The 16449-nt window shown below is 37.6% G+C and carries 11 protein-coding genes; all 11 read right to left on the bottom strand.

From position 1 onward, the window contains the following. Positions 1–11: 11 nt before the first annotated feature. Positions 12–3407 (bottom strand): methyl-accepting chemotaxis protein, encoded by a 3396-nt coding sequence (locus ABJH98_RS13405; protein ID WP_348308204.1) that lies wholly within the window; start codon positions 3405–3407, stop codon positions 12–14. 16 nt (positions 3408–3423) lie between these two features. Then, positions 3424–4083: a chemotaxis protein CheW gene (locus ABJH98_RS13410; RefSeq protein WP_348308205.1), complete on the bottom strand. Its 660-nt coding sequence runs from the start codon at positions 4081–4083 to the stop codon at positions 3424–3426. 41 nt (positions 4084–4124) lie between these two features. Beyond that, on the bottom strand, positions 4125–5414 hold the full coding sequence (locus ABJH98_RS13415; protein ID WP_348308206.1) for a response regulator: 1290 nt from the start codon (positions 5412–5414) through the stop codon (positions 4125–4127). Between the two features lie 7 nt (positions 5415–5421). Beyond that, the gene (locus tag ABJH98_RS13420) at positions 5422–6699 is read right to left on the bottom strand and encodes an ATP-binding protein (RefSeq protein ID WP_348308207.1); all 1278 of its coding nucleotides are present in this window, start codon (positions 6697–6699) and stop codon (positions 5422–5424) included. 267 nt (positions 6700–6966) lie between these two features. Further along, positions 6967–7371, bottom strand: coding sequence for a SiaC family regulatory phosphoprotein (locus tag ABJH98_RS13425; protein WP_348308208.1), 405 nt, complete (start codon positions 7369–7371; stop codon positions 6967–6969). 273 nt (positions 7372–7644) lie between these two features. Continuing rightward, positions 7645–8253, bottom strand: coding sequence for a SiaB family protein kinase (locus ABJH98_RS13430; RefSeq protein WP_084371564.1), 609 nt, complete (start codon positions 8251–8253; stop codon positions 7645–7647). A 118-nt stretch (positions 8254–8371) separates the two neighbouring features. Next, on the bottom strand, positions 8372–8959 hold the full coding sequence (locus ABJH98_RS13435; protein WP_348308209.1) for a 3'-5' exonuclease: 588 nt from the start codon (positions 8957–8959) through the stop codon (positions 8372–8374). Between the two features lie 7 nt (positions 8960–8966). Beyond that, entirely contained in the window at positions 8967–10418 is a 1452-nt protein-coding gene (nhaC, locus tag ABJH98_RS13440; protein ID WP_348308210.1) for a Na+/H+ antiporter NhaC, read from the bottom strand. 162 nt (positions 10419–10580) lie between these two features. Beyond that, on the bottom strand, positions 10581–11747 hold the full coding sequence (locus tag ABJH98_RS13445; RefSeq protein WP_348308211.1) for a proline dehydrogenase family protein: 1167 nt from the start codon (positions 11745–11747) through the stop codon (positions 10581–10583). A 125-nt stretch (positions 11748–11872) separates the two neighbouring features. Beyond that, positions 11873–15274, bottom strand: coding sequence for an efflux RND transporter permease subunit (locus tag ABJH98_RS13450; protein WP_348308212.1), 3402 nt, complete (start codon positions 15272–15274; stop codon positions 11873–11875). A gap of 23 nt (positions 15275–15297) precedes the next feature. After that, on the bottom strand, positions 15298–16446 hold the full coding sequence (locus tag ABJH98_RS13455) for an efflux RND transporter periplasmic adaptor subunit (RefSeq protein ID WP_348308213.1): 1149 nt from the start codon (positions 16444–16446) through the stop codon (positions 15298–15300). Positions 16447–16449: the final 3 nt, after the last annotated feature.

Consider the following 16449-nt stretch of genomic DNA (forward strand, 5'->3'; position numbering starts at 1 on the left):
GTTTTTGTCTATCATATGTCTATGACAATCATCGGATACTTCTCCTTTAAACTTGTCAGGTAAGTATCATTAACTTTATCTTCTTCAATTTCATTTTGAATTACCAACAATCCCCAGTCCTCAAATTCAGGGATCAGAATTGGCTCTTTTCTTATTAACCAGTACTTGAAATTACTCTGAAATTTTACTTTTTCAAGACTTATAACTGGTTCTCTTGCAGCAACTAACTGCTCCTCTTTTTCCTTAATTTTTTCTGCAAATTCTCTGTCGTAAAAATCAAAATCACTTTTGCCGATTATTTCAGAAGGTGGACATCCAAAATCCTTAGCCACAGCATCATTTACTAGATAGATCACACCATTAGGGTCTTTTAGTGCAATCTTATAGTCAACTAAGTTTAATATATCACCGAAAAGTTCATTCTGCTTCTTGATCATGTTCAAATGACCTTGAATCTGCTGCTGACGAACCTCACTTTCTCGTTTTGAGGCCAATTTGATTTCTGTTATGTCTCTTGTGATCCCATAAGTACCTATGATTTTTCCGTCCAAATCCTTCAGCGGTAATTTAGTTGTGGATACATATATAGTAGTACCATCTTGCCGGTCTACTTTTTCTTCTATGTTGAGCAAAGGCTCTCCTGTACTTATTATGCGCATTTCATCATCATAAGCGCGTTGAGCATGTTCACCAAAGAAATCAAAATCACTTTTCCCTATTAAATCTTGATTGGAGTCCGCTCCTAATTGCTTGACATGGGATGTGCTATTTCTTAGAAATTTACTTTCCAGATCTTTGAAATATATAGTGTCTGGCATGTAGTCTAACAGAGCATCCAAGAGCATTTTCTCGCGTTCAAATGCTTCACGCATTCTGAATATCGCAGTATTATCATTTGCTGTTCCAGACAGTTTAACCATACTCACTCCATCTTTGAGGCTTTCAGCTACCATAGCCAAGCTTTGTGTTTTGTCATTAAACGATTCCATACCCGAAGAAAGCTCAGTTGCCGAACTGGCCACCTGCTCAGTTCCTGCTGCAGTTTCTTCGGCAATTACTACAATTGACTCGGTAAGTGAAACCACTTCATTGATATCTCCGATCTGCAATTTGGTGTCGTTTAGGATCTCTTCAGAATAATTCAAATTCTCTGATGCTGAATCAAGTATTTGTTTAAAAACATCTGAAGCTTCACTCGAAGCTTCACTTCCATTTTTCACACTCGCATTCATAATTTCAATTATGTCAGCTGCCCCTTTAGTGTCTTTTTGAACACCACTAACCAATAATTCAATTTCCTTAGCAGACGTTCTTGAGTCTTCTGCTAATTTTCTAATTTCTTCGGCTACTACTGCGAATCCACGGCCAGCATCTCCCGCTTGAGCGGCCTCAATGGCAGCATTCAATGCCAATAGGTTTGTTTGGGAAGCAATTTCCGTGATTACTCCGAGCACTCTGGTTATTTCCTTTGATCTTTCGGTGAGTACTTTTATGGAATCCTGAGTTTTGGTTGAATACTCAGAAATGTCATCCATATTGAACACTACTTTGTTCATCATTTCTAACCCTTTGTTACTTCGCTCTGCTACATTTTTCGCCGCAAGGTTAATGGTTTCTGCTTTCGAAGCCATTTCATTTGAGGAACTCAAAATTCCTTCAATTAACGTGGATGATTCATCTACTTTTGACACTTGATTTTGAGCACCGTTACTCATTTCTGCAATAGCAGATGCTATCTCAGAAGTGTTAGTCCTCATCTCTTCTGTAGTCACTTTCATCTCCGTAGATGCCTCATCTACAACTCCTGTGCTTTTAGAAATTTGATGCAAAAGCCCATCCACATTATCTAAAGCCAAATTAAAGTTGTCGGCCATTTCTTTAATTTCACCTTTTACATCATCCGTATATCGCTTAGTGAGGTCGCCATCAGCCATAGCCTTGATGATTCTGTTGAGGACAATCAATGGAGCTACAAACGAGCCCAACAAATTGTTTATAGAAGCACTAAGCTCATACCAAGCGCCTGTTTTTCCTTCTTCTTCAACTCTGGAGTTGAAATTTCCATCTTCAGCCGCATCTCTAATTACACCATTGGTTTCATTGATGACGGTTTGAAGATTATCTCTCATTTTCATCAAGGAAATTCCCAGAACATCTTGTTCACTAGATACCTCAAAAGATGCATTCAAATTACCTTCTCCAATTTCTCGAGAGAATTCAGCTTTATAACTTAATTGGGACACCAATTCATTGAGAGAACCTTGCATTTCTCCAATCTCATCTCCAGTTTCAATATTGAGCAATAGCGAACGATCTAGGTTGCCATGAGACAGTTCTTTCATTGCGTCATTGGTCGCTTTGATCCTATTGGTAAATCGCCCTGATATTTTCCAAATAATGAAACTCATGAGAAAGAAACCAACAATTCCGGCTGAAATCAAAAAACTAAATGCAATTGAAAAAGTATTGCTTATACCACTTAGCGGCAATACGGTTCCAACTGACCAAGGCAAGGAAGCTCTATTCAAGGCTATAGGAGCAAAAGACACATAGATGTCTTCTGTCATTTTCTCATCATAGGTGATGTAGGAAGTAAATTTTCCTTCGGCGATGTTTTTCAACACATTGAATTCTTCATTATAATAAGTCAGGTCTGAAACAGAACCCACTGCCATTTCTTTATTGTCATTAGTGGCTATCATGCCGCTGTTTGCTACCAAAAATGAAGAACCATGTTCGTACTTCGAATCATCAATTATTTCTGAATAATTCGAAATCGAATAATCCGTACCAATCAGCCCTATAAACTTATTCCCTTTCATAATAGGCACACATGGCGAGGTAATCAGGTATCCATTTGAGGATTCATCTTCATAATCTAGGCTCAAATATGGCTCTGCCATTTCTTCGTTGAGATTGGCTTTCATTCGATAATAGTCACCTGTCAAATCTTTTCCATCTGTATCAATTGTTTCAATGGTCTCGCCAATTTGATCTCCATTTCTGAAATACGTAATTCTCCGTCTACCATATGGCAATATCCAATCAGGATCAATGGCACTTAACTCCCAACTCATCCAAATCGCATCATACGATTTATATTTTTTTAGAATACTTGTCATTAATGACTTTTGCATTTCATATCTGGTATCAGCGGGTAAATCAGCATAGTCACTTAAAATGACAGCCATAGACCTTGTGATAGATAAATCTTCTTGCATTCGAGCGTTAATGTTGTTGGACTTTTGAATGGCATACGAGTCTGCCAATTTGATAGACTCCTTTAATGATTCGTCCTTTAACTTGAACCCGACATAACTAAAAATGACGATATATAAGAGTGCTGTAGCCCCCATAATATATAGCATCATTTTCTGCCTAATTTTTAGTTTTCTCAGTTTGCTCATGCGTTTTTGCTTCGTATCACTCTTGACTCTCTTTGACCATTTCTAAAATGTCAATGAGAATTATCATTCTATTATCCTTTTTTACTACTCCATTGATAAAACCCTGTTCACTATTGGTTTTTCTCATCACATCGGCTGTGCTGTCTATTTGACTTTCCCTGATCATAAGAGTCTCCGGTACCTGGCTAGAAGCCACAGCGACTTTTACATCCTCACTTTTGATCACAACCACATATTTGATATGGTCTTCATCCTGACCTTTTTTCAGACCAAATTTTCTTGCTAAGTCTACCACAGCCAACACATTTCCTCTTACATTGGCCACGCCTAAGATGTACGCTCCCGTCTGAGGAACTGGAGAAATCGGCGGTACAGGTACTACTTCTTTGATTTGGCTAATCTCAAATGCATATTCCTCTTTTCCGACTGGGAATACTACCAGCATTCTGCTATTCTCCTCTACTTGCTGAGATTTTTCCAATTCATGATTTAATTTATTCAATGATTGAGTTGTATCTTTTTTCACCTCTTTAGTACCCTGCGATACAGATTTAGAGGCCTCTTTGGTTACTTTTTTTTCTACTGATGGGCTTTCTACCTTTTTTTCAGCAATGACACCCTTCTTTTTTGAAGGTTCGCTTTTATTTCCCTTTTTTAAATTATTGCCTATCGCCATCTTATTTATTCATCAAATTATATTTCTGAAAGTAATTCCACCTAAAAGCGTACACCAACTAAACTTTTGTATTTGTACTCATGAAGCAATTTTGCCTGCATTATCATCGGAAACTTGTGTAATTCTTCAAGAAGCAGCTGAGTACTCAATAATGCTGAATTGCTTTCAGATTTCTTAGTGCTATCATCAATCACATTATTAGAAATAAAGTACAATTCAGAAACTTCAAAAGTATCAAACTGTAACACCTTCACTTCTGGTTCTACTCCTGGAATGAGAGGGGAAATATTTCCAGAAAGGGTTTTGAATTCTCCATTCTTACTGAAAGAATACAAATTATGATTCGCCCCTCCAAACAACAATGACTCATCCTGCTTGTCATAAACCAGCAGAGCAATATCTACTGAGCAGATATTCTCATCGTATTTTTTTCCAAAAAACCTGTTTTGAATTCTTGTAGAAAGAGAAGATAAAATTTCGCTCGGATCAAATATTCTATCTTTATACATCAACTCCATGAGTGTAGCACAAATGAATGTATTCAATGTCAGTGCATGAATGACTCCTGAGTTTGTATTGAAGGAAGTGATGAGCAATTTATCCGAAACTTCGCCGAACCAATAGCCATTGTGATTGACTCGGTTGTGCTCATATAGAACAAATGCATCATCGACATATAATCGAAGTTCCTCCTGTCTAGGTAATAGAGATTCTCTAAGTGAAACATTAAATTCGATGACCTGATCCATATTGACCGTGGACATCATGTTTTTTCTGGCCTCTACAGACTTAATTATTTCTTTTTTGAGTTCTTGTTTAGAAGGCGTAGCCGTCTTAGCAGGTACTGTAGCTTTTTTCTTTACCTCAGGTGCAGGTTTAGTTGCCACTTTTGGTTCTGGTTCTGGTTCAGCATCTTCTGTCGGATTTCGCAATTCTAAGGCTTTATCAAATTCCTCTTTGAGGTCTTCTTGATTCCAAGGCTTAACCAAAAATCGATCTAATCCAACCTCTTTATCCACCCTGATAATTTCATCTTCGTCACTAAACCCAGTCATGATCATACGGGCGATATTCGGGTATTGTGGCACTATTTTTATCAACAATTCAACACCAGTCATTCCTGGCATGCGCTGATCCGACATGATGAGGTCAATACGGTTACTTTCTAAGATTTTGATCGCGTCTGCTCCAGATTCTGCTGTAAAGACATTGTAATGCCGTTTGAAGGCTCGCTGAAATATTCGCAAATTAACCTCCTCGTCATCGACGTAGAGAATGTTGAATCTTTTTACTTCTTCGTCTTTATATGTTCTATTAAGTATTCCTTCCACAATAAAATTAAGCTATGGCTGAGTCCATTGATTTATTAACTTTTCTGAGCTTTTTAGGGATAGTGATTACAAACTCCGTCCCTTTACCCTCTTCACTCTCTACTGAAATTGAACCATTGTGCTTTTCAATTATACCATAGGTAATGGCTAAACCCAATCCAGTTCCTTTACCCACTTCCTTAGTTGTGAAAAACGGGTCGAATATTTTTTTGACCATTTCTTCGGACATGCCTTTACCATTGTCTCTAATGGAGATTTTAACGTTGTCATCGTCCAGTTCTTCGGTCTTCACATTGATTGTTCCTTTGAAATCAATGGCATCACAGGCATTAGCTATGAGGTTGACGAGTGCTTGGTTGAGCTGACCAGGCAAGCATTTGATGGGTTTAATATTCGCATCCAAATCCTTTAGCACTTTGGCTTTCTTCTTGTATTTAGGTTTTAGAATCACAATTGCATTTTCGACCACTTCGTTAAGATTTGCTTCTTTGATCTCCACTTCATCGTGACGGGCAAATACCCGAAGACCATTTACAATTTCTGTGATTCGAGTTGTTCCATATTCTACATCATCCAGTGATTCATCCGTTGATGTTTGCAAATCTGTAAAATGATGATCGTCTTCTCTCTGAATTTTATAATATTTCTTTATTTCTTCCAAACTCTCCAGCTCGCATATTCTTTTGTAATTTTCTATAAAAACATTAAGCTGTTTGAAATTGTCCTTCAAAGTATTCACACCGTTGGCCACAAAATTCACGGGATTGTTAATCTCATGAGCAATACCAGCAGTCAGCTGACCTAGTGATGACATTTTTTCGGATTGCAACAATAGCGCCTGTGTTTTTTCGAGTGTTTTACTTGTTTCTTCTAGTTCTTCTCTGGCCGCCTGTTGTTCTGAAAGTTTCTCTTTGATTTTCAAAAGCTCTTTGTATTTGCCTACTAGCTTATTGTATTCTTTAGCGAATACTTCTTTCATTTCTTTTTTCTGCCCAACTGTCTTTTGATAGGCCTGCTGAATTTTGGCTACATGGGCTTCTTTGGTCTTCAACTGACGATGAAAATCACTCAATTGCAAATCCTTAGAGAATACCTCCTTTTTCAAGGTAGATAAATAATAGTAGGCACCTGCAGATACTCCCAACAGTAAAACGATCAATAGGATAGTTAAGGTAGAAAATGAATTATCAGCATCAGAAGTACTTTCTTGAGTGATTGAAGAGTCAGTCTGAGATATATCAATAGTGGTTATCAATTTGTACGCTTCTGCCTCGAAGCTGGTCATATTGATGATTATTGCGATTATAGCTGCAAAAAAAATAATCTCTCTTTTCATACTCTGTTTCCGACCGATACACTCTGTTGGTCTTATTGAATTATGTTAAAAATTCAGGTCTAATTGGTTTTTTCTAATATACATGATTCTACAATTAAATGATAACTTTCAAATCATTTAGGATGCGAAACACCATTTAATATTCACACCCCATTTCCTTAATAGAAAATCATATTACAAACCAAAAAAAAAGAAAAGATTAAATAGAATACAGACCTATGATGCTTGTCGCAATTGATCCTTGATTTTGAATACTTCGACAAATCTAAATGGATGATTGTAGTGTTCGCTAATCTCACGCCCGATATCAAGAATATTGGTTCTGTTTTTCTCGTAATACCACGTGATGTTGAGTGGCCTTTTATCAGTAGCAAGTGAAATCAATTTCTTCACCAAAATATGGAGATAGGTGATGGAATCTTCTATGTTCTTGAGAGCGAAATTTACATTGATTGCCTGAAGTTCCTGATTGTTCAACTCTGGCAAATGACTGAATACATGTCCATAAAAGCTCAATGGATCATCAGGCATCGAATTGCCACGAAGCTCCAACTCCCCGTTTGCAGGTCGGAAATTTACCGATGGGGTTGTACCAGTAGGCCTTATGAAATATCCATCCATTGCGACAATCGAATTATTCTAAATTCTTTTTTATTAAAATGGTCTATAATTATTCTAAGATTCAATATTAGAGAATTTCAGACCACAATTCAATCCGTTTTTGTACCTATATTTTCTTTTAGGTAAAACCGCTTACCCTACTAATAGGTTGATTAATTGCTAATTCTAGCAATAATTATATTATTTAATATAGCGAATTTATTGTTGAAATGAAAGCATTGACTTTCCTGAACAATGAGGTAAAGTGAAGTACTGACTTATTGGACTAAAACTTTATACGTCCTCTTTTCTGATTCTAATAGTGAGAATAAAGAAGCAATGCTTTGCATCCAGAGGTTCAAAATAATACTCATACTCGGTACCTGTACGTTTTTTTATATCTATGAACCCTAATCCAGCGCCGCCCTTTTCAGAAATTGTGGTATTCTCCATGGTCGTTTTGTGTAGCGACCGCAGTTCTTCTTTGTCAAGTGAATTGACACGATCCAGAATATCTCGTAGTCTGACGGCATTGTCTAGTGAAATCTGATTCCCAGTGGTCACATAATATTCATAGTCATTATCACCGATCAAGAAAATACCATCTTTAGCTAATCCATCTTCTAAGCTATCAGAAGCATATTCTGCTGTACTATCCGCATGCTTACAAATATTCTGAAGGGCTTCGATCATAACATGATAAACACGACGAGACACTTTTTTGTCTTCTTTTTTATCGGTCATATCTTCCTCCGTCATCGCAGTAATACCATTGATAGTATTTTGCGTAATCTTACCGAGGTAGACAATATTCACATCTGACCCTTCCATCAGATCTCTGAAGGCGACTATATTTTTGAGATGGTTTAATTGGTTGGTCTGCTTTTTTCTAAGATTATTCATGCGCCATTTAATTCTTTAAGAAGGGTTGTCGGCCCAGTAAACTGCCTAACGATAAATATAGAAATAAATTACCTAGCAGAAATACTATTGATTCTGAAAATATGAATAAAATATGATACTATTCTTTCTTGGCCTTAATCTCCATCATCTTGTTGTATATGTCAAGACAAATCCAGGCATCTGTGGCTGCATAACTTATTTGCGACTCCGTAAGCACTTCATTTTCCCAATTGGATACCTGCTGACTTTTAGAAATTCTGTGATTCATAAACATACCCGCATAATTCCTTGCGCCAATGCTTTCAAATCCAAGTTTGGCTCCAAGCTCATTCAAATCGACAAATGCCAAAGGGTTGAAATTTCTAAGCTTTTGCAAATCTTTGATATCATCTCTGATGCCTATTCCTACAATTTTAATTTTAGGATCTTCAAACAAACTCACGATATCTTTCGATAGACTAATTTTATTTAATCTAAAAAGATATGCCATGTCAGGCAATGACAACTGCAATAAGGCTACTGGATAGGATTCACCTTTTCTAAAGGCAGGTTTTGTTTCGGTATCAAAGCCTAGAATTGAAGCTTTTTTGCAGGCTTCCACTGCTTCTTTCACTTGACTTTCGTCATCGATTATCTGATATTTCCCTTCGTATCTCATCAAAGGAAGTTCATTCACTTCCTGTTTCGTAATCTTTCTAATCTTCATTCAACTCTTATTTTACATCACTTAATCGGCGGATTTTGATTTTTAAATATCCGAATAATATAGTCATAAATGGGCTAATGATATTGAAAAAACAATATGGAGCAAACGCCAATACCCCCACACCCAGCACACTAGAGTGATAGGCCCCACAGGTATTCCAAGGTACCAGTACGGATGTAACGGTTCCAGAATCCTCTAGTGTACGGCTTAAATTTTCAGGTGCTAAATCCTTCTCTTTATAAAGATCAGCATACATTCTTCCAGGTACAACAATCGCTAAATATTGATCCGACGCAGTTGCATTGAAAAACATGCAAGTGCCGGCTGTAGAGGCTATCAATGCGCCACTTGACTCAATTTTATTCATGATGGCTCTAGCTATGACTCTCAGCATTCCTGCACCTTCCATTACTCCGCCAAACATCATAGCAGACATGATCAGCCAGATGGTATTAAGCATTTTGTACATACCTCCAGAGCTTAATAATTCATTCACCATTTCGTTGGAAGTGGTCACTCCCACATGTCCGTATAGTGCTTTCATCACACCAACAAACATGGTTTTCCAATAGACTCCAGTATATCCTGACACCTCCGAAATGACTTCTCTCTGGAAGATTAATGCAAAAAGAACACCTAATAGAGTCCCGATTAGCAAAGCTGGGAATGCGGGTAATTTCTTGACAATGAGGATGATAACGACAATTGGAACTATGAATAACCAACCAGAAATATGAAATTTTGATGTAATAGCCGATAGTACCTCACCAGTATTGACACTAGTTTCTGGTGCGGAATTGAAAAAACCCATGATTAAAAATATCACCAACGTAATCCCGATAGAAGGAAACGTGGTATAAGCCATGTACCGGATATGAGTAAACAAATCCGTACCTGCCATAGCGGGTGCCAAATTGGTAGTATCTGAAAGTGGAGACATTTTATCACCAAAATAGGCGCCTGACAATATCGCACCTGCAACAATTCCTTCGTGAATTCCCATAGCTTGGCCGATCCCAATTAAAGCTATCCCTACCGTGGCGGCTGTAGTCCATGAACTTCCTGTAGCCATTGAAACAATGGCGCAAACTGTACATGCAGCAAAGAGAAAAATAGTCGGATTCAATATTTGCAATCCATAATAAATCATAGCAGGCACCACTCCACTGATCAACCAACTCCCGGCCAATGAGCCAATCATCAATAAAATCAAAATAGAACCCATGGCCGACGTGATACTTTTGACCATTGATTTTTGAATGTCTTTCCATTTGAATCCCAACCTAACAGCCATAATGGCAGCTACCATCGCGGATAATATGAGCACGATCTGATTGGATCCAGAGAGTGCATCATCTCCGAAGATGGATACATTTATAGATAGAAAAATGATTAGAAAAATAATGGGTATGAATGCCTCTAAAAGCGAAGGCTCTCTCTTCTCACTGCTTGTACTCATTCGCTAGTGCATTTTTGGTATTAAAAACTCGGAAGTTAATCATTTTTGTTCAACCAAAAAGCCGTGACTAAAAATTACCAATCAAAAAATTGAAGGAAGGTAATGTTGTATCAGTCTTGTTCTATTTCAATGTTCCTAGAGTTAAGAACTTTGGGAATGCTTTTATACTTGTTTTCTTCTTGCAATTTCTTTTTTAACCAGCGTCAACTCCCGACTCGATTGCCCTGCAATCGAAGTATTCTCCTCGGCTCTTCTCATTAGATAAGGGAGTACCTTAGCGACTGGTCCATATGGCACATATTTAGCTATATTATAACCTTCGTTGGCCAAGGTATAGGACAAGTTTTCACTCATACCGAACAGCTGAGCAAAATAAACTTTAGGGTCTGCCTTTGCAATGCCATGGTGATCCATGAGCTCGACTGTCAACTTGCAGCTATTCTCGTTGTGAGTGCCTACGCATAGATAAACGTCATTGATATGCTCTAGGCAGTAGGCTACAGCTGCATCATAATCATCATCTGAAGCTTTTTTGTTTGGTTGGATCGGATCAGTATATCCTTTTTGTTCTGCTCGTTCACGCTCCTTCTCCATATAAGCACCTCTCACTAATTTGGCTCCCACTTTGAAGTGACGGTCCAAACCTTGTTGATGGGCATTCTTCAGATTTTGCAAAGATGCTGTTCTGTACATTTGGTAAGTATTGAAGATGTACACAGTCTCTTTATTGTATTTTTCCATCATAGTATAAACCACCTCATCTATGACGTCTTGAATCCAAGTTTCTTCCGCATCGATAAACAAATACTTTTTTACTTCTACAGCCTTGGCACAAATCTGATCCACTCTTTCAAGAAAAACTGAATATCTATTTTCTTCATCTGCTGAAAGTGCGGTATCACTTTGTTTTTTAGCTAGTAAGCTGAACTCTGTAAAACCGGTCAGTTTCATCACCCCAGTCGGGATATTCTCTGTCGTGGCAGCTAATTCTAGTGAACGAATGATTTCATCTCGATTGTCATCAAAAACTTGTTCGGAGTCTTCACCTTCTACTGAATAATCGAGAATAGTTCGGATGTGAGATTGACCCAATTTCTCAACTGTTCCTTTAGAATCCTCTAATGATTCTCCTCCACAAAATTGAGCGAAAATGGTTTTCTTGATCATCCATTTGATAGGCAAATGAATTTTAAGTGCGAAAACAGTCATCCAAATTCCAAATCGAGCAATCATAGGATTGTTCATAGAAAGAAAAAGGAAATACATTCTTTTCAAATCAAAATTCGACTTGTCTGCGAATGCCACTTGGGTATCATCGAAGTTTATCATCAGATATATAAATGTTGTTCTAATTTTTGGACAGCAAATATATGCACGGAATCCTTTTAAAAAGATACAAAAAAAGCGAGACCTTTTACAAAGTCTCGCTTCAATTACCTTAAATTCATAGGATTTTAGCTTATCCCCAATTTTCTATTCACTTTAGCAAAGAATAAGTACATCACTGGCACAATAAACAATGTCAAGAAAGTGGCGAATGTCAATCCGAAAATAATAGTCCAAGACATAGGCCCCCAGAATGCTACATTATCTCCTCCCAAATAAAAATCTGCATTTAAATTGGCGAAAAAGTTGATGAAATCGATATTAATTCCGACTGCCAATGGAATCAATCCCAATATCGTAGTAATAGCAGTCAAAAGTACCGGACGCAGACGAGTAGCTCCAGCTGTAGAAATTGCGTCAATAATATCACTCATCTCTAATTTATCAATGCCTTTATCCATTCTCATTTGATTTCGACTGAGTTCGATAAAGTCAATCAATACGATAGCATTGTTTACAACAATTCCTGCTAAAGAAATAATACCAATCATCGTCATGATCACCACAAAGTTCATTTGAAAAATGACCAAGCCTAGGAATACACCGATTGTACTTAATACAACCGACATCATGATAATGAAAGGAGTAGTGATTTTATTAAACTGAGACACGATGATCAAGAAAATCATAAATACTGCGATCAAAAGCGCTTTGCTCAAGAAAGCCATCTCTTTGGCTTGTTTCTCCTGCTCTCCACCAAATCTAAATTCATAGCCTATTGGCATTTTGAAATCGCTTAATAAAGCTTTGATTTGGTCGTTAATCAACGTAGCATTATGCCCACTTACCACGTTAGAAGTCAATGTGGCAACGCGATTCAAATCTTTTCTTCTAATAGACCCATAGGTAGAACTCAATTCAGCTTTGGCCACGGATGAAATTGGTACACTTACTATTTTACCATTAGATTGATTTCTATAGACAATACTTTTATTCATTAATGCATCAATATCATATCTATATTTTTCTGCCAATCTTACTTGAATTTCATAGTCGTCTTCACCCTTCTTGTATTTGGAAACTTCTTTCCCAAATAGTGCTGTTCTGATTTCCATCGCAATGGATTGTGTAGATAACCCAAACCTTCTTGCATTATCACGGTCAATGTCAACCACCAATTCGGGCTTCCCAGTCTCTAGATCAGATTTCAACTTTTCAATACCTTCAATACCTGATTTATTGATAAACTTTTTCATCTGCTCTGATAAATCAATTAAAGTGGCGAAATCATCCCCAATAATCTCAATACTAATTGGCTTACCAACAGGAGGGCCATCGTTGTTTTGATCCACGGTCACTGACACACCTGGGTGCCCTGCCATGGAAGACCTGATTTTGTCCAAAATATCATTGGTCGAAACGCCATTTCTATCTCTAAACTCAACAAAGTTTACTGTGATTCTGGCTTTGTTTGGGGTATCGCTTTGTCCGAAAGCAGATTGATCCATAGGATCAGCTGCACCGGCACCTACATTTACTGTAATAGATTCTACTACATCGCCATATGGCTTTACCAATTCTGCTACTTTCTTTTCCAGTTTAGAAGTAAATCTATTGGTTGTTTCTACGTCTGTTCCTATTGGATACTCCACAAATACATTCACATATTTTGGTGGCGTTTTAGGAAAAAATTCAACGTTAGGAGGAAATACTTGCATTAACATGATCGAGAAAAACAACATGCCTACAGTGCCCCAGAAAAACAAATAGGGCTTCCATCCTTCTAAGGCAAATTTCATTGACTTACTATAAATCCCCTCTAACCAAGGCAGAAATGAGCTCTGAAATTTTCTAGAAATGGGAATAAGAACAAATACATTGAGTAGGATAATTAGACCCAATGCTATTGATAATCGTCCGATCGCGGGAGCACTAATGAGTATTAGAATGATCCCCAATACCAGCGAAATTCCAAAATAAGTAAATATCTTTTTCTTATCAGCCGGTTTGCCATCATCCAGCTTCATGAATGCTGTAATCAAAACAGGATTGATCACGAGTGCAACGAAAAGTGAAGAACCTAAGGTCACCATCAAAGTAATAGGCAAGAATTTCATGAATTCACCCATTATTCCTGGCCAAAAAGCTAAAGGTAAAAATGCCGCTAAAGTAGTCGCAGTAGAGGCGATAATAGGCCATGCTACTTCACCAACTCCCCTTTTAGTAGCTTGGTATGGAGACAGCCCCTGTTCTCTCAAGCGATAGACATTTTCCACTACTACAATCCCATTGTCCACCAGCATACCTAAGGCCATAATCAATGAAAACAATACCATCATGTTGATCGTAATCCCAAACATGCCAAGTATCATGAAGGCCATGAACATGGAAAGTGGGATGGCTACTCCTACAAATAGGGCATTTCTTGTACCTAAAAAGAATAGCAGCACAAGTACTACCAGCAAAACTCCAGAGATGATATTGTTTTCCAAACTACTTACCATATCTCTAGTTTGCTGAGATTGGTCGTTCGTCTTGGTGACCTCCATGCCTTCAGGAAATCTATTGGCTTTAAAGTCGGCAATAATTTCATCTATTTTGTCTGTCGCAATCAGTAAGTTTTCACCACTTCTTTTAACAATATCAAGCATAACCACTGGCTTGCCATTCAGACGTGCATAATTTTGTTTTTCTTTATAATCAAACTCAATTTCAGCGATATCTCCTAGATAAACAATGTTGCCCTTTTCGTGTTTGACAACCACTTTGAGCAAATCCATTGGGTCATCGAACTCACCCACCACTCTTATAGATCTACGAATGTCGCCTTCTTTTAGATTACCTCCAGAAAGTGTGATATTTTCAGAACGAATGGCATTTTCGATATCTCCGAAATTTACCAATCGAGCTTCCATTTGATATGGATCAACATTTACTCTAACCTCCTTCTCATCTACTCCACGAATATCCACCTTGGAAATCTGACTGATTTTTTCAATTTCATCTTCCAAATCTTCGGCATAGTCATTCAATTCTTCTATACTAAAATTACCTGATAGGTTAATGTTCAGTACGGGAAACTCCGAAAGATTCATTTCAAAAATATTCGGATCCTTTTCCAAATCATTTGGCAATTCCGTTTTCGCTTTATCTACGGCATCTTTGACTTTAGTCAAAGCATCTTCTATCAAGGTTGTAGATGTAAACTCTACGATTATTGTGGAATAATCCTGAACTGATGTAGACCTGATTTCTTCCACAGAAGCAATAGTATTTAATTCCTTCTCTATTGGTCTGGTAATTAAATTTTCCATATCCACTGGTGAGTTTCCTGGATGTGGTGTACCTATATACACTTTGGGTTGTCTTACCTCTGGAAAACTTTCCTTCGGAAGATTTATATAAGTTGAGATCCCCATCAATACGATCAGGGCACTCAATACTAGCACCGTGGTTCTGTTGTTGATCGAGAGAGTGGTCAGCCCAAACTCCTTCTCTATTTGTTTATTTTTTACATTGCTATCAGCCATGTCAATTTCTTTTGAGTTTTAGATTAATTGGCAGAATTATCCTTAAGGATGCTTACCACTACTCCTTCAGAAAGGTCGCGGAAGCCTTTATTTGCCAGACGTTGGTTTGCTTTCAACCCTGCAATTATTTCTGTCTCATTGTTGAAGGTTATACCAGTTTTTACATACACCTTTTTCGAGATGAGGTTGTTTCCATCTTTTACGATTTCATATACAAATGACCCTGTATTATCCTTCTGAATGAGTTTTGTCGGCACTACCAATGCATTCGTATTCTCGTAGTCTTTTAAATTAAGTACGACTACTTGATTAGGCTTAACAATAAAATCCAACGTTGGTAGAAAAACCTCCATTTCAAATGTTCTATTCTGGCTGTTAATTACTTGACCAACAGAAGCTATTTGGCTAATCATTTCTCTATCCTGAGAAGGAAAATAAATATCCACTTTATCGGCTTTTTTGAACTTACCTATGAATCGCTCTGAAACATCTGAACTTATGTGTACATCATTGGGATTTACGATTCTAACTAGAGGGATACCAGGCTGAGCCATTTCTCCAATTTTGGCATCCATAGCGTCTACAGTTCCAGAAAACGGAGCCAAGACTCTAGTTTGATCCAATTGAGATTTAGCAGTAGCTAATTTTCTCTCCAAAGACTCCTTGTTGTTTTTGGCTTGTAAATATTGAACTTCAGTTCCAATATTTTTTTCCCAAAGATTCTCTTGTTTTGTGGCCATAATATTGGCCAATTCCAACGCCGTTTCAAGTTCGGCCACGTTGTTTTTGATGATCTCACTATCCAACGAAAATAAGACTTGTCCCTTTTTTACACTTTGGCCAGCAATAACATTTACTCTTACTATTTTCCCCGGCACCTGTGGGCTTACCGTTACATTGGTTCTAGATTCGATGGCGCCTCTAACTTCAATTTTATGCTCAAAGTATCTTGGTGCTACGTCTAAAACTGTAATGAGTGTTTTATTCGCTTTGATTTTCCCATAAGCTGGGTCTTCTTTTCTGATTTCTTCTTCGAGGCCAATCACTTGTCCTTTTAGATCTTGAATTTGATTCTTAAGCTCTTCAACTTCTTTTTTCTTTGTTTCCAAATCGCTAGAACAGCTGATAGCAAAAACAAGAATCAATGGAATGATGTATGTTAATTTTTTCATTTT

Source organism: Reichenbachiella sp. (assembly GCF_039969095.1).
Lineage (GTDB): Bacteria > Bacteroidota > Bacteroidia > Cytophagales > Cyclobacteriaceae > Reichenbachiella.